Origin of the sequence: Slackia isoflavoniconvertens (genome assembly GCF_003725955.1) — a bacterium.
GTDB lineage: Bacteria > Actinomycetota > Coriobacteriia > Coriobacteriales > Eggerthellaceae > Slackia > Slackia isoflavoniconvertens.
Window position 1 is genome coordinate 115047 of sequence record NZ_QIBZ01000003.1, and the last position, 25145, is coordinate 140191.

The window sequence follows — 25145 nt, forward strand, 5'->3', positions numbered from 1 at the left end:
AGCCCGGCACGCGCCATGCGATACCGGGCTTTCTGCGATTCTCAGAAACGATTAGTCGTTCTTCTGCAGGCGCGGGAACAGGGCATCGCCCTTCTCAACCGGCACGCCGCCGGCCAAGCCGCCCCATACGCAAGCTTCAGCCAGGTTGTCGCTGCCAGCCTCGGCCTCACACGAAATGCGACGCAGCGCCTCGGCGCTCGTGGTGGGCATGAACGGCTCGAGCAGGTGCGCGGAAATGCGAATAGCCTCGAGCAGGTTGTAAATCACGAACGCGAGCTGGTCGGCCTTTGCCTCGTCCTTGGCAAGCGCCCACGGCTCGGAGTCTTCGATGTAGTGGTTCGCGGCATGAATAAGTTCCATGGCGACATCTTTGCCCGCACCATAGTCGAGCGCATCCATCGCGGCGGCATAACGATCGACCAGGCCGTCGGCGATTTTCGCGAGCGGATTGTCGAACGCATCGGCGCTGGCAGGCTTCGCGGGAGCGCAACCGTCGAAGTACTTCGCGCTCATGTTCAGAGAGCGGGAAATCAGGTTGCCCCAGCTGTTAGCCAAATCGGCGTTGTATACCTGCTCCATGCGCTCAAACGAAATAGCGCCGTCGGTACCAGGAACCACGTCGGTCATGAAGTAGTAGCGATAGCCCTCAACGCCCAAAAGGTCGATGACGTCTTGCGGAGCAATGGCGTTGCCGCGGCTCTTCGACATCTTTTCGGCCTTGCCGGTCTCGGAATTGCGCACCGTAAGGAAGCCGTGCGCGAACACGTGCTCGGGCAGCGACTCGCCAATGGCCATGAGCATGGCCGGCCAAATAACGCAATGGAAGCGGATGATGTCCTTGCCCACAATGTGGTACTGCGCGGGCCAACGGAAAGCAAACTCAGCCTTAGAAGCGTCGTCGTCGAGGCCGTAGCCCACAGCCGTCATGTAGTTCAGCAGCGCGTCGAACCACACATAGGTCACGTGGCCGTCATCGAACGGCACGGGAACGCCCCAATCGAAGCTCGTGCGGCTCACGGAAAGGTCGTTCAGGCCGCCTTCGACGAAGCTGCGCACCTCGTTCATGCGGAAATCGGGCTGCACGAATTCAGGATGTTCGTCGTAGAGCGCAAGCAGCTTATCTTGGAACGCAGAAAGCTTGAAGAAGTACGACTCTTCCTGCACGCGCTCGAGCGGACGATGGCAATCGGGGCACAGATGCTGGCCCACCGAGCCATACTCCTCGTCGCCCTTCTTCACCTGGTTGTCGGTGTAGTAGGTCTCGTCGGGCACGCAATACCAGCCATCGTAGCTGCCCTTGTACAGGTAGCCCGATTCCTGCATGCGCTCCCAAAGATACTGAACCGCATGGTGCTGGCGCGGCTCGGTCGTGCGAATGAAGTCGTCATTGGAAATCTCGAGCGTCTTCCACAGGTCCTGGAACAGGGGCGCCTGGCTGTCGCACCATGCCTGGGGCGAATCGAAGCCGTGCTGCTCGGCAGCCTCGGCAACCTTTTCGCCATGCTCATCCATGCCAGTAAGGAATTTGACATCGTAGCCCATCGCGCGACGATAGCGCGCCTGAACATCAGCCAAGATGGTCGAATATGCGGTTCCCAAATGAGGCGCCGCGTTTACGTAATAAATGGGCGTGGTAATAAAGAATGACGGCTTGGACATGCATGCTCCTTCTCGCCCGCGCGGCCAATGACGCCGCCGAGCCTTGGGGTTTTTCAAACTTTTGTATTGTAGCGCACCCATGCGCAGGCCAAAAGAAGAGCCGAAACATTCATGCGACGACTTCGAGGAGGCACCGAGGGACTTCGCCAGCCTGCGGGGAGGCATGCTCGGCCCGCGCGAAAGCCCCTCGTGCGCGAAGGTGCGCGAAGTGCGTACCCTTGAAGGAAATTGCCGCTGCGTCACTTGCGTAATGCCTGGTCGCGCATTCGAGAAAACGTCGATGCTGCTGCGCTTTCGAATTTAAGCTACGCACTTCGCGCGTTTTTGTGCGAGGTGCCTTCCCTATCGCCGAATCGCGCCGCGCAGCTTTCGCTCGGCATCGCGCCAATGAGGCAAATACGCATCAAGCAGCGCATGAAAACGCGGGCCGTGGTTTGCTTCCCTCAGGTGGCACAGCTCATGCACCACAACGTATTCCAAACACTCGGGAGGCTGGGCGGCGAGCTGCACGTTTATACAGATGCGCCCCGTTTTCACATTGCAGCTGCCCCAGCGGCTCACCATGTTTCGATATGCTAATTTACCAGGCGAAACGCCAATAATCGGCGCCCATTTCTCTATGAGCGCCGGCACGAACGCAGCCACCACGGCACACCACTGGGCAAGTTCCTCCTTCGTTGGTGAAGCCGACGCTCCGTTGATTTCACGATCGCGTTCCCTCACCTGCATTTTTGCCGCATGCTCACGAATCCACGATGCGCGTTCTTCGATAAAGCGCATAATTCGAGCGTCGGAATAACGCAGCGGCGCACTCACGCATACGCGAAAGCGAGCGTCAGGCGAGCCGCCCGTCGCATCGGCACCCCCAGCGCAAGGCTTGAGGCGCACATACATATGCTTCTGCTGCTTGCGCGTGACTTCGACGTTGAACCCCGCAGCGCGCAGCATGGTTTTTCGCACAGAAGACACAGCGAACATTCCTTCGAAACAAGAATCATGCTAAGATGCAAGCACGGTGCCCCGCGAAGCCGGGCGACATCGTTTGAGTTCTAAGCCGGGTTACTTGTTCAGGGCACCCGGCTTATTCCTTTCCAATGAAGATCACTTGTCGCGGGTGACGAGGTCGACGACTCCGATAACAGCTGACATTACTGCGCAAATGGCGATAACCGTTTGAGTATCCATCGGGACCACCTCCTTTCAGAGGCGCCGCCCGGCAAGTGAAGCACCGCCCGCCTATTGTACTGCATAGACGGGCGGTTTCGAACTTCTGTACGATTTTTTATCCTCTAGAACGCCGAAAGATAAATCGCCTTCGCGTCTTCCAGCGTAAGCTTCTTAAAGCCACCGAACACTTCGCCCTTGTTGGCCTTGAGCGTCGGCAGCAGTTTGTCCACATCTTCGGGGGCGATGCCGAACTCGCCGAGCGTGCGCGGCATGCCCAAATCAACGAAGAACGCCTGCAGCTCGTCGATCGCAGCCGTCACGGCATCTTCAATTGCTTCATCGGTTTCATCGATGGGCTCAATGTCGAATACCTGCAGCGCGAACTTCAGGAAGCGAGCTGGGTTTTCTCGCCATACAAAGCGCATCCACGCAGGCATGACCCCCGCCAAACCAGCACCGTGCGTAATAGAAGCGTCGAACGCAGAAAGCTCATGCTCAAGTGCATGGCTTTCCCAACCGCCAGCGCGGCTCGTCGGCGTCGCCGAGAGGCCGCATCCCGCGATGTCGTTATGGGCGAGCGTGCCCGCCCACATAATGTTCGCGCGGGCCTCGTAATTCTCAGGCTCGGCAAGAGCCACCGGGGCCTCGTCGATAAGAGCGCGAATAATGCCCGTGGCAATGTTGTCGGTGAGGCTCGACGAACCCGTGCCGCTGAAATAGCGCTCGCACACATGCGCAATCATGTCGGTCACGCCAGCGGCCGTTTGATACGGCGGCAGCGTGAACGTGAGCTCGGGATCGAGGAACGCCACCTTCGGGCGGAACAAGTTCGAATTCGTACCGCGCTTCAGCCCCAGTTCATCGTTGGAAATAACACACGAGCTCGACCCTTCGGAACCCGCCGCAGGAATAGTAAGCACGCAGGCGATAGGCAGACATTCCGCAATCGTCGCCTTCTTGCTGAAGAAGTCCCACACATCGCCTTCGTAAGGCACACCAAACGCAATCGCTTTGGCGCAGTCAATCGCGCTGCCGCCGCCAACGGGGAAAATAACGTCGACGTTTTCTTTACGCGCAAGCTCAATGCCCTCGCGCACCAATCCCACTTCAGGATTCGGACGCACGCCCGCGAGCTCAACAGCCTCGACGCCCGACGCCGCGAGCGACTTCTTCACGCGGTCGAGCGTTCCCGTGCGCACCACGGAACCCTTGCCGTATACGAGCAGTGCGCGTTTATAGCCGCGCTTGGCAATATGCTCACCCACCTGGTCGGTAACGCCTTTTCCGAAAATGAATTCCGTCGGAGAATAGAACACGAAATCGTTCATTGATCATCCTTTCGAAACGATTACAGACCATAGCATGGGAAGCCGCCAAAACAGGGCCTTCTTCACCTTCGGGTGAGCGCTGCAGATTCACAACAGCCCCTCGCCAAGCTCTCTAACGTTCGTGCACGAGCGCATACGCCTCGTTGCGCGAAATGCCAAATTCGCGGCGCAGGGCAGCAACGATATCTTTATGCGACATTTCGCCAGAGGCAAGAAGCTCAGTCGCGCGTTCGGCGGCAGAAGCAGCTTGAGCGGCGGCGTTGTCCTCGACTTCAGCAGCCGTCGGAGGGCAAATAACCAACGCGATTTCACCCTTTACGCCCTCTTTCGCATCGCGGCGGGCGAATTCTTCCGCAGCAATGGGGGCCATAGCGCGAAATACCTCTTCATGGCGCTTCGTGAGCTCGCGGCACACTGCAACCTCTCGCGCGGGGAACGCCTCCGCGACAACCGCAAGCGCATCGGCTATGCGGCGCGGGCTTTCATAGAACACGAGCGAGGCGTCGAGGCCCGAAAGAGCTTCGAGCACCGCCTTGCGCTCGCCAGCCTTGCGCGGGAAAAAACCGCCAAAATAGTAGCGCGGATCGGAAAAGCCACTGGCGACATAAGCCGTCGCGGCTGCCGATGCACCTGGCAGCACCTCATAAGGCGCACCCGCTGCCTGCGCCGACGCAACAAGGCGCGACCCGGGATCGGACACGCCGGGCATGCCGGCATCGCTGCAAAATGCGATGCGCTCGCCAGCCAACACGCGCTGGATAATGCGGTCGGCCTGCTTGGAGATGGTCGCTTCATCAAGTCGCTCAAGCCGCTTTTCGATATCGAAGTGCGCGAGCAGCTTGCCCGTGACGCGCGTATCTTCCGCACATACCACATCGGCCGCGCGCAACTCATCGAGCGTGCGCAACGTGATATCGCCCAAATTGCCGATGGGCGTAGGACATAAAACAAGTTTTCCAGTTGAAGTATTCATGGGCGCAATTATACCGCCCGACTCGGCCCGCGCGAACGGCGCAGCAAAAGCGCAAAAGCGGCTCGGGCAAAACGCACGTTCGAGCCAGGCTTTGTGCGTTCAAGCCGGGCTTTGTGCGTCCGACCAATACCTTTCATCGAAGGCCAGCCGACCACCTTGCCGCCTGCGGTTTCCAAAAAAACGCCTAAGCCCGCGCCGCTTCCTCGCGTTCTTCTCGCTCGAGCACGCGCTGCATAGCGGCAATAGCACATTCGAGCATTTCATCGTCAGGCTCATTGGTCGTAAGTCGCTGCATTTGCATGCCCGGCCACAGCACCACTTTCACCAGCGGGTTTTCTGGGTGGCTGCCCGCCCACTTCACCGTGATTTCATAGCTGATGCCAGCAATTACGGGCATGAGCAGAATGCGCGCCACAATAACGAGCGCCAGTTTTGCAGGACCATCGGGCACGCCCCACGCGGCGATGAGACCGTTAAGCGGCGTAATGGTGTATACGAAAATCGCGATGATCATGACCATTATCAAAAACGCCGTGCCGCAGCGCACGTGCAAACGCGGGAAACTGCGCGCATTTTCGGGCGTGAGCGGCAACCCGTGCTCGTAGCAATGGATGGTTTTATGCTCGGCGCCGTGATAGCTGAACATGCGTTTGATGTCCTGCATGCGACCAATAAGCCAAATGTAGAACACGAAAACGACGATACGCACAATGCCGTCGACGACGTTCCAAAGAAGCGTTTTGTCATCGTATTCGCCCACGAGCACATTGGCGATGAACGCGGGCGCGACAATGAACAAACCGACGCCCAAAAGCAGACCAAGCACCATCGAGATAGCCATTTCGCGCTTGCCGAAACCGCCATCGTCCCCGTCACGAGTCTCGTCCGACTCTAACGCAGCCGCGCCGGGTTCGACCACGTTAGGCTCAACCACGCCAGACTCGGCCGTATTGGTCTCGACAACGATATCCAAGGAACGCTGCGCGCCCAAGGCGTCAATCGCTTCGTCGGGGTTGCCGAAATCATTTTTCCACGAGAAGTCGCTGGTCTCGCCTGCAACGCTTTCGTCGACCGAAGCGCCTTCTTTCGAAATGGCCCCGTTTGCACTCACTTCTTCAGCTTTCGCTCCGGGCTCTTCCTCATCGCCATAGACGTGCATCGCGGCAATCTCGAGCGCTTTATAGCCCAAAATCAAGCTTTCCACAAACGCGCGGCAGCCGCGCACAACGGGCCAATAGAGCCATTTGTTCTTCGCTTTGCCGCTGGCCAAATCGTGCTCTTCAATATAAATATTGCCCGATGGCTCACGCACGGCAGCAGCCCAATTGTATCGGCCGCGCATCATAACGCCCTCGATAAGCGCCTGCCCGCCCACGTGCGTTTTGTTCGCGCCGTCTTCAGCAAACGCGCGCTTCACGGCGCTGCGTTTGCTGGGAGCCTGACCGCTTTCGTTTTCCGCGGCCGCGCCGAGCATTTCCTGGTCGACTTCATTTTCTTTCGGCATACATTCAGTTTCGTTAGACACGCTTGGAGCTTTCTTCTTGACTAATGGCACAAGCGAACGACGGCCTCCCTCCGGCTCGCCCGGATTGTCCAAATCGCCCGCCTCATCGTAACGCACAATTTTACGACCAACCTCGAACAAAAATAGGGCAAAGGAATAACCCTTTGCCCTATTTCACATCGAAGCAGCGTACTATTCGCGTACTACTTTGGGGTACGGATTTCCGCAGGTCATTTTACCTTCGGGACATGCGCCGCGCACGCACGGCGCCCCCGCGTCGGCAAAAACGAACGGAGCCGTGGGACGCGCAAGCTCCAGCATGCGATGCGCCAGCTCGCGAATCTCCCACTGCGCGCGGTTGCAGCAGCGCAAGCTGAAGAAATGCAGCAGCTCACGAACATTCATGGTAACCACGATTTTGCTTTCAGCGGCGTTCGGCAAAAGGTAACGCGCGTCTTCAGCGGGCACGCCGGCATCGAGCAGCTTCTTATAGGCCGACGTAGCCGCTTCGATGGCCTCATCGAAAACAGCATTCGCTTCCTCGTTGGCAAGCACGCTTTCGGGTTTTACCACAGAAACGCCTTCTTTGAATTTCACGTAACGCTGCGACTGCTGGTTAAAGCTCGCCAGGCGATGACGAACCAGCTGGTGAGTAAGTGCGCGCGAAACGCCATCGATGGCAAACGTATAGCTCACGTGCTCAAGCGTCGAAAAATGCCCGCTGGCCATAATGGTGGAAAGCACGCTGTGCATACGCTCTTCCGACATCGCCTCCATGAGCTCGGCTGCGCCAACAGGCGCATAGCACAAACGTGCAGCCGTCGCGATAGCGCGCTCGGGATCGGGCGTGTGGTACAACAGTTCAACGTGCATAATCGTCCCCCTTCTGGTAAGCGATTCAACTTTAATCTATCGGTAAAAAATATGCCCCGCGCCAACGCGCAGGGCATAAAGAAAACAAGGGAATGGCGTTTTACAACTCAAGAGTTATGCCCTGTTTGGTCAAATACTCTTCCCACTTCTTGAACGATTCAGCGGAAATACCGTGTTCAATTTGGCAGGCCTCATAATTGGCAGTTTCAGAGTCGATGCCAATTGCCTCAGTCATGAAGCGGAACAACAAATTGTGGCGACGCCAAATCGTGGAACCGTATTCGTAGCCCTCTTCAGTAAGCGTGATGTCACCGTAATAAGGCTGAACAGCGTAGCCTTTTTCTTTTAAGTTCGTCACCGCTTTCGAAACCGACGCTTTCGAAACGTTAAGCTTTGTCGCAACATCAACCGCACGAATAGGCTCGTTGGGGCCGCCTGCAAGATCGACAATTGCTTCCAGGTAATCCTCGAGCGAATGGCTCAGAGGCTCCCTATCGCGGGATTCGAGCATGGTACCCATTTGGGATTCCGACATACATGCCTCCTTGAATAGCGCAAGCGCGCGTTACCTTCCTCCAGAGTACAATACCACACATGCCGTAGTTTTATCCGAAAGGACTCAGGTCATAAGGCGAGAGCCTCGGCGAACAACGTTCAAAGCATATAGCGAGGCTCACGAAGCCCGTCTGCGCCGATACTCCATAACACCAACGCCCGCGGGCGCCGATGTCCACCGCCACCTAGCGTCGATGCTCACTGTTGCTGCTGCCACGCCTGCCGATGCTGTTGTCTCAATAGAACAAACCGCCCCTACGGAAAGGCGCCGCAATATCAATATCGATTGACAAATTTCTCACACAGCTCGCAAAACGCTATACCGCCAAAGACGGAGGCATGGCTTTAAACGGAAAGGCGCCTTGCTATTTCGCCGAAGCAACCGCCGCGTCAGCGTCGGCGACCATCTTGTCAATGCGCGCCGTCGCCGAGCAGCCTCCACCGCAGTGCCCCGAGCACGAGCCACACATCTCTTTTTCGCCGCACATGCCTTTTTTCATCATTAGGCGAACCGATAGACACACGCAGACGATCAAAATCGCCAGCACAACTGCTGTTGCCATATTCATAACCATAACGGCCTCGTTTCAATTGGGCGCGCATGCGCGCCATACTTTCATTCATCAGGTACTTTACCGCTTTTTGCCACACACGCTCTCTTAATTGAATAAATGTTTCCCAAGGGTCACATATTTGACATTTTCGAGGCGCAATGAGAGCCCAGCGTAAATGAAATCGCTAAAAAGTGACAAAAGTTGCGAATCTGGGGGCGTTTATAGGTCACTAAGCGCGCAACAACACCGCAAACCGGCGAGCGAAGCTTGCGTCAGGGGCCCCATCCCATGAAAACGAGGCTTTAAAACCACCAAAAGCAGCAAAACTCGCCCATCTACGAGCGAGATGTGGGCTTGCACTCCCCCCAGATTCGCAACTTTTGTCACTTTTCGACTTGTTGCTTTACGCTAGGCAAGAAAACATCACGCAAATGCGGGGCGCATCCACCCGAAACCGCCCATACTTGGCCCTTGGCCCGCATCGCCTGTCGACTATGTTCTGCCCATATTAAATAGCGCCCCGCGAATGCGGGGCGCTATAACCCTGAGCTAAGGCTGGGAGCTCTAAACGTTCAGTTTCGCAGATTATTTCGTCTGCTCGTCCTTATGTTTGGGCATGGGACGGAAAATCTGGAACAGCATGGCCGCAGCAACGGCAATAGCGATGATGGTCCAGAAGCTGAAGCCGACCTCGCCCGTCGCGAGACCCACGAACTGATAAATCATCAGGCCAACGCACCATGCGAAGCCGCACAGATAGCCGATGGTGATCCAGAACCATTTCGCAGAGGCTTGCTGCTGACGAATGGTGCCCATAGCTGCAAAACACGGAGCGCACAGAAGGTTGAATGCGCAGAAAGCCGAGATTGCAGCCGCGCCGCCGCCAATCATCTGGCCAAAGCCGAGCCACAGAGCGGGGTCGGACTCGCCGTAGCTGGAAAGCTGCGTGATAATGCCAACGGTAGCGACGACATTCTCCTTAGCAACCAAACCGGTAATCGTAGTTGCCGCAGCCTGCCAATTGTCAAATCCAAGAGGCGCGAAAATCCAGGCGAGCAGATTGCCGAGGCCGGCCATAAGGCTGTAGTCCATGTAGTCAGGCGCATCGGCATCAAGCAAACCGAAACCGTCGCCCGCATCGCCAAAGTTCATGAGGAACCAAATAACGATAGTGGACAGAAAGATAATCGTACCAGCCTTGATGATATAGCCCTTCACGCGCTCCCACATGGAAAGCAGTACGCTCTTCACAGTCGGCATGTGATATTCAGGCAGCTCCATAACGAACGGCGTGGCCTCGCCGGCGAAAAGCTTGGTTTTCTTCAGCATGATGCCAGAGATGATAATCGCCACAACGCCCATGAAGTAGAACAGCGGAGCAACCCACCAGGTATCGTCGGAATTGCCCGTTGCCAGCGCGCCGAACACAAGCGCGATAATAGGCATCTTCGCACCGCACGGAATCATGGTGGTGGTCATGATGGTCATGCGGCGATCCATCTCATTTTCGATGGTCTTGGTCGCCATAACAGCAGGCACACCGCAGCCAGATGCGATAAGCATAGGAATGAACGACTTGCCGGAAAGGCCGAACTTGCGGAACACGCGGTCCATGATGAAGGCGACGCGCGACATATAGCCGCACAGCTCCAGAATGCCCAGCAGCAAGAACAGAATAATCATCTGCGGGATGAAGCCGATAACCGCGCCAACGCCGGCGACGATGCCGTCGTTAACGAGCGACTGCAGCCACGGAGCAACGTCGGCCGATTCCATAGCATCGGCGATAATCGCGCCAAGGCCAGGAATCCACAGACCGTAATCGGCTGGATCGGGCTCGGCGACCTCAACGGCCTCCTTGTAGGCGTCGAAGTCGACTTCCTCTTCGGCGGTCACGCCGTCCTCGTCCTCGACCTCGATGGCGGCAACGGCTTTTTCAGCCTCGGCCTTTTCCTCGAAGTCCTTCACCGTCGCTTGAGCATCTTCGTATTCAGCGACAGCGTCTTCGTCGGCATCATCTTCGGGCTCGGCCACGGCAAGCGCGTCAAGCACTTCCTGGCTTTCGTCGCTCGGAACGTCGCGGGCCTCGTCCATGCCGTAGATACTGGTGACGTACGCCTCGACGACTCCCTGGGCGTCCTCATATTCGCCCTCGGCCTCTTCGTAGGCAGCCTGTCCAGTATAGAGATAGCCATCGCCGGAGATGCCGTCGTTAGCCCAGTCGGTCACAGGGCCCGTGCCCACCGTAACCGCAAGCCAGTACACGAAGAACATGATGGCGATGAAAATGGGCAGGCCCAGCCAACGGTTGGTGACCACGCGGTCGATCTTCTGAGAAGTGGTCAGGCCCGTGCGGGAGCGCTTCACCGTCTTGTCGATAACGTGCGAAATGGCGTTATAGCGCTCGCTCGTTACAATCGATTCGGCGTCGTCATCGAGCTTGTTCTCGATTGCGTCGCGAACTTCATCGATGGCTTTAAGCTCGCTCGCCGAAAGCTTCAGGTCGTCGATGGTTTTCTGCTCGCCCTCGAAAAGCTTGATGGCGTACCAGCGCGAGGTGGAAGAAGAAACCTTCGAGCCCAAAATGCCCTCGATTTTGGCAATAGCCTCCTCAACGACGGCATCGAACTTCATCTGAGATTCGGGCACCTTTTTTGCCTTTGCGGCCTCGATGGCAGCATTCACCACATCTTCCATGCCGCGGCCACGAAGCGCCGAAGTAGGAACAACCGGGCAGCCGAGCTGCTTGGACAGACCGTCGACATCAATCTTGTCCCCGTTTTTCTCGACCAAGTCCATCATGTTCAGAGCCAAAACCACAGGCACGCCCAGGTTCAAAATCTGACTCGTGAGGTACAGGTTGCGCTCAAGGTTGGTCGCGTCAACCAGATTGATAACAGCGTCGGGGCCGCCATCAAGCAGGTAATCGCGCGCAACGATTTCTTCGGGCGAATAAGGCGAGAGCGAATAGATGCCCGGAAGGTCGGTGATAACGACCTCTTTGTCTTTGGTGTACTTACCCTCTTTTTTCTCGACGGTAACGCCCGGCCAGTTGCCAACATATTGGTTGGCGCCTGTCAGGTCGTTGAACATCGTCGTCTTGCCGCAGTTCGGGTTGCCGGCAAGCGCAATGCGAATTCCCATTGTCTGCCTTTCAGTCGTTTGCGAATCTGTCAGACTGAGATTTCATTCCATAAGAATCCCCAGGTGACGAGCGATTTGTTAGCTATCGCAAATTCGTGTTCCTAAAAAATGGCGCCTTTGCGCCCAATCCTCGCCAACTGACGCGTGGGCCCCATAGCCCCGTCAGCGTTAGTTGACGAGAATGCTCTCAGCCTCACTCTTGCGCAGCGACAGCTCGTAGCCACGAACGGTCACCTCAATCGGGTCGCCGAGCGGTGCCACTTTACGCACATACACTTCCACGCCCTTGGTGATGCCCATGTCCATAATGTGACGCTTCAACGCGCCCTCGCCCGTAAGGCGTCGTACGGTCGCAGTGTCACCAATCTTGACGTCGCGAAGCGTTTTCGCCTGATCCTCAGCCATATCTGCTCCTTCCTTCTTGGCTGTATAGCTTTTGCCTTATATGTATCCGCACAGGCGACAACTCGCCCAAAGCTAAATCCGGCGCGAAAATCGCGCCGGACGATACCGAAAAACTAGCATCCAGCGGTTGTGACGATATGGTTTGCGGCCTGGCGGCTTATTGCCACCTGAGCGCCCTTTACCTGCACAACCAAATCGCCCTGAACGCCCGCGATTACCTTGACCTCTGCCCCCTCAACAAAACCGAGGTTTCCCAAATGGTGGGTGAGATCGTTTTTGCCACGAACCTTAATGACTTTGACCGTTTCGCCAGCCGACACAAACGTAAGAGGCAATTGCTGCGCTGATACTCCGCGCGAAGTTTCAGCACCCTCAACGCTCAAGTCCATAACTGCTCCGTCCATGTTGAGCCTCCAAAAGTAAGCCTTAGGTAATCACGACGTCTCACCATATCACGAAAGTTTCCCACAGGAAATAAAAATGAAAACTTTGGCTATCTTTTTCATAAAAGTTTCTAATGGCTATCAAAAACATGAGCATGTCAGCATCAATCGGCAGGAATAAACGGCCCGATCAAAACGAAACAAGAGGACGGGTGGAACGACACGGCGGCCTTCACACTTGAGGCACTGCCTCCAAACTTATGACCAATCGAAACCCCTGAGAGATCACGGGCGGCTCGCCGCTTCCCTCCAATGGCACCACGATGTGAGTCTGCCTTTGCGGCGAACGTGCCTGCTCGGCCCGAGCAACGCTTCCGCCTGATTGCCGCGCGCGCCCCGAAACCTGCGTGGGCAATTCCGCAAAACGAGGCACCACACTTCGTCGATCGCCCGAGGGCATTACTGCTTCCTCAATCTCCTGGTCACACGAGGAAGGGACCACTTGCCCAATTGGAGAGGCATCTTCGCGCGAGAAGTCATGCAAACACCCGTAGCATACCTCCATGTCATCAAAGCAGCGCGCTCCACACACGGGACATTCCTTCATGCTAGATCTTCCTTTCTATATCGGCGAACACGTTATCGCCCACCTCAAACCACGGCTCGGTCGAGGCGAGCCGCTCAATTGCCACTTTCGCCGAAACGCAACGCACGCGCTCGCGCGGACCTACCGCGCGCCTCGACACGAGCACTCTGCCCATATGGTCGGCAAACGCCACGTCTATGGGGGCGTCCATGCCGAAAGTGTGAATGTCGCGGCATGGCACGAATACCGCAAACGACGAATCGCGGGCAGGCGACCCAGGCAAAAGCCCGCGAAAGCGCTTGGAAAACGACGAGAGGATTGCCGCTTTCACGCGATCACCCCCGCTCGGTAGGGGCTCACCACAAACACCACTTCGTGCTCAAGCGGCGGAACCGCGACACCAAACACCTGCGCGCCTTTAAGAAAAGGCGGAGAGAACGCAGTTCTTGCGACATAGCGAATATGGCCCGCCGCCGTTCTTTCGCTGGTCACGCTTACGGCTTCGTGTTCCATGGAAAGACCTTTCTCTATTCGCGCGCATATCTCCACGCAGCCCTGCGCTTCGTGTTGGCCATCGTCGGCCTGAAGCCGAATGGCATCCCTCGCCACAATGTCGAATGCGGCACAATCGCCAAGAAAAACGAACGCGTTCACCGAGATAAACCCCACCATGAGCAAAACCGGGAACACAACCGCGAACTCGACCGTCATTTGCCCGCTCGAACGACGCCTTCCTATGTGCATGCCCCGCAAGCACGAACCCGATATTTCCCGCCAAGGGTTCAAGTACCTACGCCAACCACGCCCACCCGAGGAGCAAGAACCACCGCTTGCGACCGTCCGCTTCATGAGCCGCCCCCTTTCAGCGCGCATATCGCTTCGGCGACAGGTCCCGTCCCGCGCTCGGCAACGGGCAACGTATTCGACGTCACGCTTTTTGCAGCAGCCGTATTCGCAGGTTCAAGACCCGCAGCATTAAGAAGCTCCATCAGCTGGTCTGATGCCCAATCGCCCAAACCGGCAGCACTCACCAAAGGAAGCGAACCAAGCACACCAGATACGCAATCGCACATACCTTCGGCACCCTTGCCATATGCCGAAAGCAAACCAGACCACAGCGCAAGCACGACTTCACCCCCGTCAGAAAGCGGCGGACCTATGCCTTCCGACACGCCATCGAGGAGATGAGCGAGCACATCTTCGTTTTCATCTTCGATAAGAATGGAGGCGGATATTGCCGCAAACTGCCCCAAATCAGGCCCCGCAAAAAACGAACCGCCCCGCTCACTCCCCAAGTCGCCCGCCAACGCCGCAAGCGCACCATATCTTCCTGGCGGATACGCCTCCACCCTATTGCCCGCAGCTTCCCTTATCGCCTCGTCGATAGCATCGAGCACTTCGCCCACAGAACCGCGAACCTCGCCCGACGCCCGCACGGTTTCATTTTTCGCACGCTCGTAATCACGTGCCGATTCAGCAACTTTTCTGAAATGGTGCTCAAAACCGTTTTCGACAGAAGTCGACGCCGCAGCAACCGACCCCATGGACGCCGCGTCGAAGCCACATGTCTCGCATGTGGAATACACCCCCGAATCGAGCGCGGAAATCGAGCTGAGCCCTTCGATTTCCGCTACCGCCGGGCATCCCTCCCAAGCGTGCAAAGCACCACCAGAAACGGGATAGACCGAATCGGTGTATAAATCTGTCGCTTTCATCTCGTTGGTGTTGCGCGGCAGAATCGGGATGCTCACTTCGATCGTGCCATCAGGCATTTCGACCTCATAAGCCGCGTCTACCTCTTTTTGGGCGTATTCGTAAAAACGCACTCGCAGAGCACTTCGCGCGCGTTCCTCTACGCTGGAATTCCCAGGTGCCTCGAATTCCGCACGCAGGCGGTAATACGTTTGGGCCCTTTTAATCGCCATGGAATACGACCAGGTGTTCACACTGCTCGCCATGGGGTTTTCAGCAAGGCCCATACCCGCAAGCGACTCGGCGCGCTCGCGCATGCACGGCTCGGGGTATGCCCCGCAATCGGCAAGCCACCCTTCGCGCAAGGCGTCATTTGCCTGCATGGCCGCCTCTTCGGCCGCCTGAGCGCCTTCGGAAATGGATGCGCTTTCATCAAGCGCGACCTGGACGGCATGCGCCGCAGAACGCCCTGCGCCGCACGATATATCGGGCGCGTCGAACGGCACGAGTTCCACATAGGCAATCGCATCAAACCCGATAGTCTCGGCATTTTCAGAAGCGACCATTTGGGCTTGTGCCTGCGCCGCGACCACCAGGCCTTTCTGAGCTGCGTTAAGCGCGGCTTCTTCTGCGCGAGCCACATCTTCACGCTTACCCAAAACCGCCCGCCCGGCATCAAGGAATTTCAACCCTGCCGCCTGCGCGCCAGGAACGCAACAGCACACCGTGCCAACCCCTAGAAGGGAAATTCCCGTAAGCGATAGAGTGAGCAACGTGGCGTCGGCCGCGCGTACTGCCAGCACAAATTCAGATACTTCGTTTTCCGCGGCGAGTGCACAAGAATCGGCCACTGCCTGTACACCCGCCGCACGTGAAAGCGATCGCGACGTCCAGAGCCCGAAAAAGAGCAGCGAGCACGAGAGCAGTATGGCCAGAGCGGCGCCAAGAGTGGTAAAGCCGCTTTCATTGCGAAACAAGTCAGCAACGACGCACGAGTCGCAACGAGAATCTGACTTGGATCTTCCAGCACGCATCACGCTTTTTCCTCCCATCGGTCAATCCACGATTCGCACGAAAGGCCGAATTCCGATTCCAACGCCCACTCGTCATGAACGCTCATCTCGCGAAAAACCTCTTGGCGAACGAGGCCGTTGCCGTCCACAAGGCCCAAAAGACCCATCCCTTGCCCCACGAGCGGCAAGGGCCTGTACCCATGGGAAATGTGCACCGAAACGCATTGGCCGCTCTGCCCCGCACCCTGTACCTCAACATCCCACAAGCCCTCATGAAAAGCGGAAACAGCGGGCACCGCGCCGAGTCGACGCTGCACGTATTCAACAACCTCGCCTTCATCCGCGGCCGAAGCCGTCTCGAGAGCCCGGCAACCCTCGGCCGCAGCCGCCTCCATTACTACGCGATCGAACAGCACGATGCCAGGCTGCGCTGCAATAACCAGGCCCAAAAGCAACGCGGGAATGAGCAGCGCCGTCTCAACCGTCGCCTGCCCACGCGTGCCGCGAAAACATGCGGAAGCCTCAAAACGCCAGCACATCAAGGACCCCTTTCGCAAGACGATGGGTCATAGGCTGCAGCACAATGTCGGCAAAAGCCCCGGAATCTATCGCATGGATGAAAGCGGAAAACCCTATCGCAACTGCGATAAAAGCCGTAACTACCAGAGCATATTCAACGGTTGACTGGCCATTTTCCGCGCTGGGCAACCTATTTCGGTCACTCGCTAAAGCCCGTTTATGCCGTTGGCGATCGCATTCCACAGTTCCTCGATTTTTGGGCGAAACATCGTGATTGCCACAATCGCTATCACGACAAGCACTCCGACCAAAATCGCATATTCCGTGGTGCCTTGCCCTTTTTCGTTCATAAGGCGCATATGCGCCTGCGCCATGCGATGACGCACACAACCGCCCAGACGCTCCCATATCTCCTCCACGCGTCGCAGCGCAGCACCGCAACGCGCGTTTACATTCTTCACAATTCTCGATTCCATAACTCCCCCTTTTCATTGCACGAACCCCAAAAACACCGGGGCCATTACGACGATCAACATGGCTGGCAATATGAGCACCGCGGTTGGCACAAGCATCTTTACGGGAGCTTTGGCCACTTTCTCTTCCATCTTCGCCCGGTAACACCCGCGCGCTTCACTCGCCAACGCCTCGAGCATGCGATTCATCGGGCTCCCGAAGCGCAAGCAACGAACCACGTTGCTCGCGAATCGCTCGAGCGACGCCACACCGCTGCGCATCCCAAGCTCGAGCAGCGCATCGTCACGAGAAACCAAGCCGCTTTCCCACTTCAAGCACGCTTGTCGACACAAAAGAGCCAGTTCATCATCAAATCGAAAGCAATACGATCGAAAAGCCCGCTCGAACGACATTCCAGCGCGCATGCCGAGAGCAAGCGCATCGATCATCTCTGGGGCGTGGCGCTCAAGCGCCAGCTCGTATGCCTCCTTTTGGCGATGCGACAGCACACGTCGCCCCTCGCTTTCCCAAGGCAAAACGCCAGAAGCGCTTCTTGCACGCTTCCTGCGGCGAATCTCACGTCGACAATCGACTCCCCAGGAAAACAAATTCGCGAATGCAATCACGGCGAACAGACCAACCGCGACGACTAAAATCGCTTCCATGGCACACCCCCAACCAATCCACCGAACAACAGCCAAGCTCGCTCTAGATTTCAACCGCGAGCATTTGCCGGACCAAAAGCACGCCTCCCCCAAGCATCGCAATCGCCAGCAAAAGCAGCACAACTCCCTGCGCGCTCGAAAAAAACGGGTGCAAAAACGCCGGGTCAACCGCGGAAATAACAAATACGAGCGCGAATGGCATAACGCTTACAATCTGGGCCGAAAGCTTCGCTTGCGCCGTTTGCACCCGCAGGGAACGACGTAAATCCAGATCTCGAGAAATCGACTCTTCCGCCGAACGCAAAACTGGAGTGGCGCTGCCGCCGCACGCGTACTGCACATCAAGCGCCATAGCAACGAAAGAAAGCTCCGGCAACTCGGCAACTTGCTTAAAATGTTCGAGGGCCTCATTCATCGAATAGCCCAGGTCCAAATCGCGCGACACGCGGGCAAAAAGGCCACGCGCTGGCTGGTCGATTTGCTGAGCTACCTCGGAAAACGTTTGCGGAAGCGACAAGCCCGCATGCATGCACGCCTCCATGCATCGCAACGCATCGGGAACTTGTTCGCGCAATTGGGCGCGTTCCTTTTCAATAGCGCGAGCCAATAAAACTCGCAGCACGACGACAAGAAGAACCAGCGCACAAAGCGCCACCACAAGCGACCGAAACACTGCAAGCAGCAAAGCCGCGAAAATGAGCACCGAAGCGACAAAAAGAGAGGCAAGCCCTTCGGGCGTTGTGTCGACTCCTTTTCGCGTCGCCAGCCTCGCGGCATCGCGAAACGATTGCCCAGCGGGCGTCGAGACAATTCTCCTGCCAAGGGGAAGAAACGACGCAACGCCATTTCTCATGTAATACAGCGACATTCGGCAAACCGCATCGCGAACGCGGGCGCGCGAAGCCGCGAAGCGTCCAGCACCTCGGTCATTCACCGCGCCCCGCACGCAAGCCTTCTGCGAGACATAAGCGACCCCGCGAGTCGCAGCCATAGCGCGCTCGAGGCCAAGAAATACCGACCTGCCCACGACAAACGCGCATCCAAACGCCGCAGCAAACGCTACGAAAGCGAACACGCCCGCTTCCATGACGCCACCTCCCCGCTCTCAATAAGCCCCATATCTATCGCATCGTCGAGCCACGAGGGCGCCCTCGCCCACACTCCCTCGCTTTCAAGAGATCGCCGAGTAAACACGGGGTCGGCCACGCACGCCGTATTTTCACCACGATGCATTTCGGCAATCGCGCTTACGAAACGCCTGCCGTCGCGCGAACGCGACGTTTGCACCGCGATGTCAATCGCCGATGCAATGTTCTCCTCGATCACCTCGACAGGCAAATCGAAGCCATAGCGCACCATGGTGACTAAACGGATAATCATATCCTCGGGCGAATTGGCATGCAGCGTGGTGAGCGACCCGTCGTGACCTGTATTCATGGCCTGAAGCATTTCCAGCGTTTCAGCGCCACGGCACTCGCCAACGATTATTCGGTCGGGACGCATACGCAATGCGTTACGCACCAAATCACGAATCGTGACCTCGCCTACGCCTTCGGCGTTGGTTTTGCGCGCTTCCATACGCACCACATGCGGATGCTCCGTAAAACGCAATTCCGCTGAATCTTCGATGGTCACAATGCGTTCGGTTGCTGGAATCTCGCACGAAAGAGCATTGAGCAGCGTAGTTTTGCCCGACCCCGTACCGCCAAGCACCGCGATGTTTTTACGCGTTCGAACAGCCCAAGCAAGAAGTCGCGAAACCCGGCCGTCAAGCGAGCCCGCACGCTGCATATCACCAAGCGTCATCGTTGTATTGGCGAACTTACGAATGGTGATAGTCGGCCCATCAAGGGCTATAGGAGGAATCACGACGTTCACGCGATGTCCGCCAGGCAAGCGCGCATCGACCATTGGGGAACTTTCATCAACGCGACGACCTAGCGGAGCCAAAATGCGATCGATAAGCGCGCGAACCTGCGCTTCATCGGTGAATACCGCCGTCTCGCGCTCCAACAGGCCCGACCGTTCGATGAACAACGACGACGTTCCGTTCACCATGACCTCGGTAATAGTCGGATCTTCAACGAGCGACTGCAATGGGCCCATGCCGAATACGATATCTTCCAAATCGCGAGAAAGCCGCGCTTTCAATTCATTCGACCTACCCGCCCATCGCGGCGAAGCAAATGCCTGCTTACACGCGCTTTGCAATTCGCTGCGCGCACGGCGAGGATTCTCATCCGCAAGCCGCGCGAGCACATCCCCCGGAATTATGCGGCCAACATCTTCCTTCAATTCGTCGAGCATCCATCCGTCATCGCGCGCCCGAATCGCGGTTCCTTCCGCCTCGGCAAGACGAACGCGCGAAGAGAGCGTCATCGCTTTGCCTTTCTGCCGAAAAGGCGCCCACGCCTACTTTTTGACGAAAGGGATTGAGATACGCGTTTTACCTGCTCATCTGAAAGAATTCTCTCAAGAAGCGCTACGGTCTCGTCTGTAAGCGGATTTTTCGATTCGATGAATTCTTGCACGAAGCCCGCACCCAAAAGCTCTTCCACGTCGCGTCGACCGTTCGAAAGTTCAATCGCCGTTGAACCCTTCAGGGCGCACGATGCGTCAACGGCAGAAAGTAGGCTCTCACGCTCGTGCTTGTTAACCGCGTAAACGAAACCGCTCGTCGCAAGCCCCATGCGTGCACATAGTTCAACGGCATGTACCGTGGCTTCGAGCGATGTGGGACGAGCGTCCATAAGGAAGACAACTGAATCGGCCGACTCGATAAGACGTGCATGGATTTCGCTCCAAAATGCACCAGCGCACGCCACGACAACGTCGTAATCACCCCGTGCGGCATCGATGATATCAGGCAGCTCACCAGCAATTTCTTCGGAAGATTCCAAACGCGCGGGCGCCGCGATGAGGGATGGCTTCCCCGTTGATTTCGCGTCTTCGTTCAAACGCGTCATGAGCGACGGGTTCGCAACGACCTCATCCATTCGAACCGGCTCGTGCACGCCCAACATGCGATGCATGTCGCCAAACTGCAAATCAGCATCAATCGCAAGCGTCACGAGCCCCGCCCTTGCGCACAATGAAGCTAGCAATGAAGCGATAGTGCTCTTTCCGCATCCCCCGCTCGCTCCGACAACCGCCACAACCGTTCCGGCCCCCTCCTTGGAAACGCGGCGCCTTTCTTTGCGCGATTGCGCCGACGCGTCCAAACCTAAGAATGTCTGCGATTCGCATTCATCCGCTTCGACGCGAGCCGTTGCGCCGTTGGCAGCTTGCGCACCTGGCTCTTTTCCGCACCCTTCGCCGCAATCGAACGATGAGCCCTCTTCCTCATGGCCGACCTTCTGGCTTCGCTCGCCCCAAAGGCTTTTCGCAAACACAAAACGATCGGCGAAGCACGCTTGAGAAAGCACTCCATCAACCTTCGCAAGAGATGCCCTGCTTGCAAGCGACCCATTGTTCACCGCGCAAGCCAAATACACCTTTTTGCACGGATCGTCGTATTTCAGCGCCGCCGCAACATTGAGCGGCTCCATGTCGTCACAGGAAACGACCCACGCCTCCTCGATACCGTCTCGCCGCGCCGCACGACGGCATTCCTCCGCGGTCGCACAGCATTCAATCCAAGAAACCGCCTGCAGATTCGATTCTTCCAAACCAAGCAGCTGGGGGTTTCGCAGCGATTCTTCATCGGCACACAGCACCACACGTTTTGCCACGGAAATCACGCTTCTTTCTTTCCATCGACCCGAGTTTTAGAGGACCCTTCGACTCCCGATGCCTCTTCGCCATTTGCCTCCCCTGTCGAGCTTTCCGTCGAAAGGGATGACTCGCTTAAAGCACCCATCTTTTTCGAGGCGCTTGTTTCGCTTCCGGCTTCGTTGCCTTCGACCGCGTTTTCTGGGTCAGCCGCCATCTCGCCACCCTGAGCCTTCGCGCTCGAACGCATATCGCTTGCCACGAATTTCTCTGAAGGCAATGTGAAATACAGGTCGCTCACACCCGCCGCCGCGATAAGCTCGTTCACCTCAGATGGCTTTGCCGCAAGCGTTATCCACGAAACATCGCTTGTTTCGTCTTTTTTCGCGCCCGTTGATGCGCTCGTTGCAAGCACCTCGACATTGGCCACAAGCAGATCGGTCGACTTCGCCGAAGTGGAATACACATTCACCTTGTCGCCCGCCCGTACCGATCCGCCGACCGCAGAAACCGCTTTCGCGGGTACGCTCACTGCGCAGAGGCCATCGGGCACCTGCAGCACCGAACCATCTGCCTGCTCAAATCGCTGCGTAAGCAAAACCTCGCCTGAATAGATTCGCGTCTGAGCTGGTTGAGCCTTGACCTGCGATAGGTCGGTGACGGCTCCTTCGGGCAATAATTCGCCCGGCATGAGCCTCCGCTCCACATTGGTCGAATCGACTTTCGATCCTTCAGCGATATCGCACGTGGCAACATAGGCCTCCACCTGCGTAGAGCCGTAACGAGCAAGCACCTCGGCGCGTTCTTGCTCGACATTCAGTTCGATTTCATGCGCATAAAGCATCATGCCCGCCACGCAAACAACTCCACACACCACACCAACAACAAGGTTTCGCCCTTTTCTCATTGGCTCCCCCTTTTGATTCGTCTTCCGCTTATGCGGCCTTGCGACATCATGGCAGCGAAGCCTTGCCCAAACCTTGCCCGCGCGCATGCGCTTTACATGCGATTTCCCCTTTGTTTTCGCTGCGTTTTGCCGTGCGCATCCCTCGCTTTCCCTATATTTCGCACGCAATTTCGGTATGAACAGGCGTCAAATTCCGTCGGTTTCGCGTATGCCCAGCTTCGCGAAACCGACGCAAAACCGCCCCTTGCCCCAATCGCGCAACTACTCCACGCAAGGCGGCGCAGCTTAGAGCGCTCAAACGACCTTTTTACCTTTTCCTAAGTCGTGTACATTCCTGCACAATTCGACTCATTTCCCTTTTCCCAATGACAAAAAACGCTCGTTATGGCAGAATTAATTTTCGCGGGCGGTTGGCGCAGCGGGAGCGCAGGTGCCTTACAAGCATCGGGTCGGGGGTTCAAATCCCTCACCGCCCACCATTTGAACGCACAATGGCTGCTCGTTTGAGCAGCCATTTTCTTTTTCCCCTTTATTCAAACTGCGATATCAATTCAACTTCAACGCATTCGCTCGCATCGCTATGCACCACAATTTGCACTACAAATCGCGCCATGCCGCACACAAGCACTACTTTTCTTCTTCCGTTTTTTCGTTATCATTGCCCCAAGCTCACACCGAAGGAGGCAAGCCATGCCAAATGTCGAACTAAAGCGCGGACAAGAAGTTAAAGAAGACGCATTCGAGATTCGCCGTCGCGTATTTATGGAGGAACAGGGCTACACCGATGAATTTGACGACATCGATGACACCTGCATTCACATCGTGCTTTACAAAGACGGCGAGCCTGCGGGCTGCGCTCGCACCTTCCCCGAACCCGCAGGATCAACGCGCTGGGCTGTCGGCCGCGTAGCGGTGCTCCCAGAGAAGCGCGAAGGCGGTTTTGGGCGCATGCTCGTCGAAGAATGCGAACGCGCCGCCATCGAAGCGGGGGCGACCGAAATGTGCCTGCATGCCCAAGCTCGACTCGAGGGCTGGTATGAACTCATGGGATACACGCGGTTCGGCGAAGTCGACTACGAAGACGAAGGCCAACCGCACATTTGGATGGAAAAGACCATCTCGCGCCCCTAGCAACAACACCCCATATCGAAACCATCCGTATGGCGAGCGGTTTCTTGGCGTGGCTGCGCTCGCACCAGACTAACGTCTTAGTCGAAACCACCCGCATATCGGGTGGTTTACCCTAGCGCATTCCTTTGAATGAAAATGGGCGTCGGATCGAATCCGGCGCCCATTGCATAAGCCTTAAAAGTCGGCTTATAGGACAAAAACGTGTCTCGAGGAAACGCATGCCTCATCCCGCTCATCGAGTCAGAACGGGAAGGACCCTTGCGGTGGAGCGCTTCACAGCGAAACGCCTAACCCACCATCAGAATCGATACTGCGACAAAAGCGACGGTAAGCACGACGACTCCTCCAAAAATCGCCCATGCTGCAGGGCGGGCACAATTAATGGTCCAACCCACGCCGAATCGCTCGGGCACGAACAGGCTCGCATCTTCGGGCGCCCAGTAAAAAATGCCCAACTTCCAATGATCGTCATCGTCGACAAGCATGGCATCGCTCGTTTGCATTCTAAGGAATACGCGCGATCCGCATTGGCCATACACCACGCTTACCGCAATAGATGCAACCACCATCGGGGCACACGCGACAAGCGTCGCGATTACCGCAGCGCCGATTCCGATAACGCCTACGATATACAACTCGAAAGCAATTCCCATGGCCATAGTCAACAGCACTCCGCCGCCTACCAGCACAATTGAATTCGCCCGAACAAACATGCCATAGGCCCAGGCCGAAGAGGCAGGCGCACCAGGCTCTTTCCAAGCCTTCGATGCAAACATCTGCCAATGGCAAAACGTCAAAATAATGGCAACAAACGCCTCAAGCAGCACGGGAAACAGCACGACGCCCACACTTTTTTGAGCCCACCCGTCAACCGCTCCATCAAAGCCTATATGCATTGACACTAATTCGGGCATGGAAGAATACCCGACAGCGGCAATTGCCACCGTAACGACAATCACGGGAATATAGAGCAAATTCCATTTCAGCGACAGCCCCCGCGGAAAGCCTTCAGGCTCTGCCCCAAGGGAAGCGACAGATTGCTGCGATTGCGCAACCCAACCGCGCTCTTTCTTATACAAAACCATGCGGCGACGGTAGAAAAGCATGAGGCCATACGACACAAACATGAGCGCGAAGGTACCGCCAATAAGCAAAACGAAGAGGACCAAAGGGCGCTGAGCATACGCCGCCATTGCGCATGCGAGTGTTAGCACCACCGTAACCGTAAGCATTATGACGGCATATTTCCGTTTGAGGCCCTTTACATACACATCATCTTGAGCGACAGAGGGAACCGTTACCGCAAACACCTCGGTGCGACGTTGAAGATAGGGGACTATGGCAGCCAGTATTCCGCAAAGAGGAATCGTCATGCATACCGCACACATAATAATTGTCGTTGTAGTCATTGCTGCCCCCTAATCGCCACAAGAAGAATGGGTCTTCGCCCTGGCGTCTTTTGCCTCGGCGCTTTTTGCCCCATACGCGCATTTCGCTTGAGCTGCAGCGCGTTCGAGAAATCCATCGAGCGTGCCGCCCCGGGCGCGCCAGGCCGTGGCCAAGTCGCGCAGCACATCGTCCATTTGGCTATCTGCGGCTTCATTCGACGAGTTCGCGCCCTGTGCCCCCGCTATGAAAGCGCCTGCACGACCCCTAACCACGATGTAGCCTTCGTCGCGCAACACGGCATATGCCTTATTGACCGTGTGCAGGTTAATACCCAAATCGCTTGCCAAACGTCGCACGCTTGGCAATGCATCGCCCGCCGTTAGGTCGCCTCGTGCGATGCCGGCAATTATTTGCGAGCGAATCTGCATATACAGCGGCTCATCAACCATGTCGTTAACAACAATGTACATATCAATGTCCCTTCTTGTTATACCTGTACTATAACAGATATAACAAGAAGGGACAAATACAGTC

At 56.7% G+C, this 25145-nt stretch carries 24 protein-coding genes and 1 tRNA gene; 2 read left to right on the top strand and 23 right to left on the bottom strand.

The features are described 5' to 3' along the window. Positions 1-51: 51 nt before the first annotated feature. The 21 genes from metG to cpaB form a co-directional block, all read right to left on the bottom strand. The gene (metG, locus tag DMP05_RS02315) at positions 52-1659 is read right to left on the bottom strand and encodes a methionine--tRNA ligase (RefSeq protein ID WP_123218977.1); all 1608 of its coding nucleotides are present in this window, start codon (positions 1657-1659) and stop codon (positions 52-54) included. A gap of 342 nt (positions 1660-2001) precedes the next feature. Further along, complete coding sequence (locus DMP05_RS02320; RefSeq protein ID WP_244595013.1) at positions 2002-2628, bottom strand: M48 family metallopeptidase; 627 nt, start codon at positions 2626-2628, stop codon at positions 2002-2004. 320 nt (positions 2629-2948) lie between these two features. Beyond that, positions 2949-4154 carry an iron-containing alcohol dehydrogenase gene (locus DMP05_RS02325; protein WP_123218978.1) on the bottom strand — a complete coding sequence of 402 codons (1206 nt, stop codon included), beginning with the start codon at positions 4152-4154 and terminating at the stop codon, positions 2949-2951. A gap of 112 nt (positions 4155-4266) precedes the next feature. Next, on the bottom strand, positions 4267-5127 hold the full coding sequence (rsmI, locus tag DMP05_RS02330; protein ID WP_123218979.1) for a 16S rRNA (cytidine(1402)-2'-O)-methyltransferase: 861 nt from the start codon (positions 5125-5127) through the stop codon (positions 4267-4269). A gap of 184 nt (positions 5128-5311) precedes the next feature. Beyond that, complete coding sequence (locus tag DMP05_RS02335; RefSeq protein WP_123219044.1) at positions 5312-6601, bottom strand: DUF1385 domain-containing protein; 1290 nt, start codon at positions 6599-6601, stop codon at positions 5312-5314. Positions 6602-6823: 222 nt separating this feature from the next. After that, positions 6824-7504 (bottom strand): FAD-dependent thymidylate synthase, encoded by a 681-nt coding sequence (thyX, locus tag DMP05_RS02340; protein ID WP_123218980.1) that lies wholly within the window; start codon positions 7502-7504, stop codon positions 6824-6826. 100 nt (positions 7505-7604) lie between these two features. After that, complete coding sequence (locus tag DMP05_RS02345; RefSeq protein ID WP_123218981.1) at positions 7605-8039, bottom strand: metal-dependent transcriptional regulator; 435 nt, start codon at positions 8037-8039, stop codon at positions 7605-7607. 385 nt (positions 8040-8424) lie between these two features. Continuing rightward, complete coding sequence (locus DMP05_RS02350) at positions 8425-8634, bottom strand: hypothetical protein (protein ID WP_123218982.1); 210 nt, start codon at positions 8632-8634, stop codon at positions 8425-8427. 564 nt (positions 8635-9198) lie between these two features. Further along, positions 9199-11757 carry a ferrous iron transporter B gene (gene feoB, locus DMP05_RS02355; RefSeq protein ID WP_123218983.1) on the bottom strand — a complete coding sequence of 853 codons (2559 nt, stop codon included), beginning with the start codon at positions 11755-11757 and terminating at the stop codon, positions 9199-9201. A gap of 168 nt (positions 11758-11925) precedes the next feature. Continuing rightward, positions 11926-12162, bottom strand: coding sequence for a FeoA family protein (locus DMP05_RS02360; protein ID WP_114615171.1), 237 nt, complete (start codon positions 12160-12162; stop codon positions 11926-11928). 113 nt (positions 12163-12275) lie between these two features. Further along, a complete protein-coding gene (locus DMP05_RS02365) occupies positions 12276-12566 on the bottom strand; it encodes a FeoA family protein (RefSeq protein ID WP_211326832.1) in 291 nt (96 codons plus the stop codon). Between the two features lie 587 nt (positions 12567-13153). Continuing rightward, on the bottom strand, positions 13154-13462 hold the full coding sequence (locus tag DMP05_RS02375) for a DUF192 domain-containing protein (protein WP_114615173.1): 309 nt from the start codon (positions 13460-13462) through the stop codon (positions 13154-13156). Beyond that, positions 13459-13644: a hypothetical protein gene (locus tag DMP05_RS09735; RefSeq protein WP_148039676.1), complete on the bottom strand. Its 186-nt coding sequence runs from the start codon at positions 13642-13644 to the stop codon at positions 13459-13461. The genes DMP05_RS02375 and DMP05_RS09735 overlap by 4 nt, the downstream gene beginning before the upstream one ends. Before the next feature lie 332 nt (positions 13645-13976). Next, positions 13977-15860 carry a hypothetical protein gene (locus DMP05_RS02385; RefSeq protein WP_148039677.1) on the bottom strand — a complete coding sequence of 628 codons (1884 nt, stop codon included), beginning with the start codon at positions 15858-15860 and terminating at the stop codon, positions 13977-13979. Continuing rightward, positions 15857-16375 carry a TadE/TadG family type IV pilus assembly protein gene (locus tag DMP05_RS02390; protein WP_123218987.1) on the bottom strand — a complete coding sequence of 173 codons (519 nt, stop codon included), beginning with the start codon at positions 16373-16375 and terminating at the stop codon, positions 15857-15859. The genes DMP05_RS02385 and DMP05_RS02390 overlap by 4 nt, the downstream gene beginning before the upstream one ends. Before the next feature lie 186 nt (positions 16376-16561). Next, positions 16562-16831 (bottom strand): Flp family type IVb pilin, encoded by a 270-nt coding sequence (locus DMP05_RS10075; RefSeq protein WP_221182966.1) that lies wholly within the window; start codon positions 16829-16831, stop codon positions 16562-16564. 12 nt (positions 16832-16843) lie between these two features. Next, positions 16844-17473: a type II secretion system F family protein gene (locus DMP05_RS02400; protein ID WP_123218988.1), complete on the bottom strand. Its 630-nt coding sequence runs from the start codon at positions 17471-17473 to the stop codon at positions 16844-16846. A gap of 43 nt (positions 17474-17516) precedes the next feature. Further along, positions 17517-18560 carry a type II secretion system F family protein gene (locus DMP05_RS02405; RefSeq protein ID WP_123218989.1) on the bottom strand — a complete coding sequence of 348 codons (1044 nt, stop codon included), beginning with the start codon at positions 18558-18560 and terminating at the stop codon, positions 17517-17519. Then, positions 18533-19852 carry a TadA family conjugal transfer-associated ATPase gene (locus DMP05_RS02410; RefSeq protein ID WP_123218990.1) on the bottom strand — a complete coding sequence of 440 codons (1320 nt, stop codon included), beginning with the start codon at positions 19850-19852 and terminating at the stop codon, positions 18533-18535. The genes DMP05_RS02405 and DMP05_RS02410 overlap by 28 nt, the downstream gene beginning before the upstream one ends. After that, on the bottom strand, positions 19849-21213 hold the full coding sequence (locus tag DMP05_RS02415) for a CpaE/TadZ family protein (protein WP_123218991.1): 1365 nt from the start codon (positions 21211-21213) through the stop codon (positions 19849-19851). Before DMP05_RS02415 ends, DMP05_RS02410 begins: the two co-directional genes overlap by 4 nt. Next, positions 21210-22091 (bottom strand): Flp pilus assembly protein CpaB, encoded by an 882-nt coding sequence (gene cpaB / locus DMP05_RS02420; protein ID WP_161957449.1) that lies wholly within the window; start codon positions 22089-22091, stop codon positions 21210-21212. The genes DMP05_RS02415 and cpaB overlap by 4 nt, the downstream gene beginning before the upstream one ends. Before the next feature lie 404 nt (positions 22092-22495). Between cpaB and DMP05_RS02430 the strand changes: the two genes are divergently transcribed. Both DMP05_RS02430 and DMP05_RS02435 read left to right on the top strand, forming a co-directional pair. Then, positions 22496-22570, top strand: a tRNA-Val gene (locus tag DMP05_RS02430). 211 nt (positions 22571-22781) lie between these two features. Next, the gene (locus tag DMP05_RS02435) at positions 22782-23222 is read left to right on the top strand and encodes a GNAT family N-acetyltransferase (protein ID WP_123218994.1); all 441 of its coding nucleotides are present in this window, start codon (positions 22782-22784) and stop codon (positions 23220-23222) included. A gap of 287 nt (positions 23223-23509) precedes the next feature. Here DMP05_RS02435 and DMP05_RS02440 read toward each other — a convergent pair whose 3' ends face one another. Together DMP05_RS02440 and DMP05_RS02445 are read right to left on the bottom strand one after the other, a co-directional pair. Continuing rightward, positions 23510-24631: a DUF1648 domain-containing protein gene (locus DMP05_RS02440; RefSeq protein WP_123218995.1), complete on the bottom strand. Its 1122-nt coding sequence runs from the start codon at positions 24629-24631 to the stop codon at positions 23510-23512. Between the two features lie 9 nt (positions 24632-24640). Continuing rightward, positions 24641-25081, bottom strand: coding sequence for a GntR family transcriptional regulator (locus DMP05_RS02445; RefSeq protein WP_123218996.1), 441 nt, complete (start codon positions 25079-25081; stop codon positions 24641-24643). Positions 25082-25145 lie beyond the last annotated feature (64 nt).

Excerpts from the sequence above, each read along its gene's own strand:
- DMP05_RS02345 (WP_123218981.1), bottom strand. The coding sequence starts at position 8,039 with ATGTCGGAATCCCAAATGGGTACCATGCTCGAATCCCGCGATAGGGAG.
- metG (WP_123218977.1), bottom strand. The coding sequence starts at position 1,659 with ATGTCCAAGCCGTCATTCTTTATTACCACGCCCATTTATTACGTAAAC.
- feoB (WP_123218983.1), bottom strand. The coding sequence starts at position 11,757 with ATGGGAATTCGCATTGCGCTTGCCGGCAACCCGAACTGCGGCAAGACG.
- DMP05_RS02390 (WP_123218987.1), bottom strand. The coding sequence starts at position 16,375 with ATGTGCTGGCGTTTTGAGGCTTCCGCATGTTTTCGCGGCACGCGTGGG.
- DMP05_RS02350 (WP_123218982.1), bottom strand. The coding sequence starts at position 8,634 with ATGGTTATGAATATGGCAACAGCAGTTGTGCTGGCGATTTTGATCGTC.
- rsmI (WP_123218979.1), bottom strand. The coding sequence starts at position 5,127 with ATGAATACTTCAACTGGAAAACTTGTTTTATGTCCTACGCCCATCGGC.
- DMP05_RS02435 (WP_123218994.1), top strand. The coding sequence starts at position 22,782 with ATGCCAAATGTCGAACTAAAGCGCGGACAAGAAGTTAAAGAAGACGCA.
- thyX (WP_123218980.1), bottom strand. The coding sequence starts at position 7,504 with ATGCACGTTGAACTGTTGTACCACACGCCCGATCCCGAGCGCGCTATC.
- DMP05_RS02335 (WP_123219044.1), bottom strand. The coding sequence starts at position 6,601 with ATGCTCGGCGCGGCCGCGGAAAACGAAAGCGGTCAGGCTCCCAGCAAA.
- DMP05_RS02400 (WP_123218988.1), bottom strand. The coding sequence starts at position 17,473 with ATGGAAGCGATTTTAGTCGTCGCGGTTGGTCTGTTCGCCGTGATTGCA.
- DMP05_RS02405 (WP_123218989.1), bottom strand. The coding sequence starts at position 18,560 with ATGGAAGCGGGCGTGTTCGCTTTCGTAGCGTTTGCTGCGGCGTTTGGA.
- DMP05_RS02445 (WP_123218996.1), bottom strand. The coding sequence starts at position 25,081 with ATGTACATTGTTGTTAACGACATGGTTGATGAGCCGCTGTATATGCAG.
- cpaB (WP_161957449.1), bottom strand. The coding sequence starts at position 22,091 with ATGAGAAAAGGGCGAAACCTTGTTGTTGGTGTGGTGTGTGGAGTTGTT.
- DMP05_RS02410 (WP_123218990.1), bottom strand. The coding sequence starts at position 19,852 with ATGACGCTCTCTTCGCGCGTTCGTCTTGCCGAGGCGGAAGGAACCGCG.
- DMP05_RS09735 (WP_148039676.1), bottom strand. The coding sequence starts at position 13,644 with ATGGAACACGAAGCCGTAAGCGTGACCAGCGAAAGAACGGCGGCGGGC.
- DMP05_RS02325 (WP_123218978.1), bottom strand. The coding sequence starts at position 4,154 with ATGAACGATTTCGTGTTCTATTCTCCGACGGAATTCATTTTCGGAAAA.
- DMP05_RS02360 (WP_114615171.1), bottom strand. The coding sequence starts at position 12,162 with ATGGCTGAGGATCAGGCGAAAACGCTTCGCGACGTCAAGATTGGTGAC.
- DMP05_RS02440 (WP_123218995.1), bottom strand. The coding sequence starts at position 24,631 with ATGACTACAACGACAATTATTATGTGTGCGGTATGCATGACGATTCCT.
- DMP05_RS02365 (WP_211326832.1), bottom strand. The coding sequence starts at position 12,566 with ATGGACGGAGCAGTTATGGACTTGAGCGTTGAGGGTGCTGAAACTTCG.
- DMP05_RS10075 (WP_221182966.1), bottom strand. The coding sequence starts at position 16,831 with ATGGAATCGAGAATTGTGAAGAATGTAAACGCGCGTTGCGGTGCTGCG.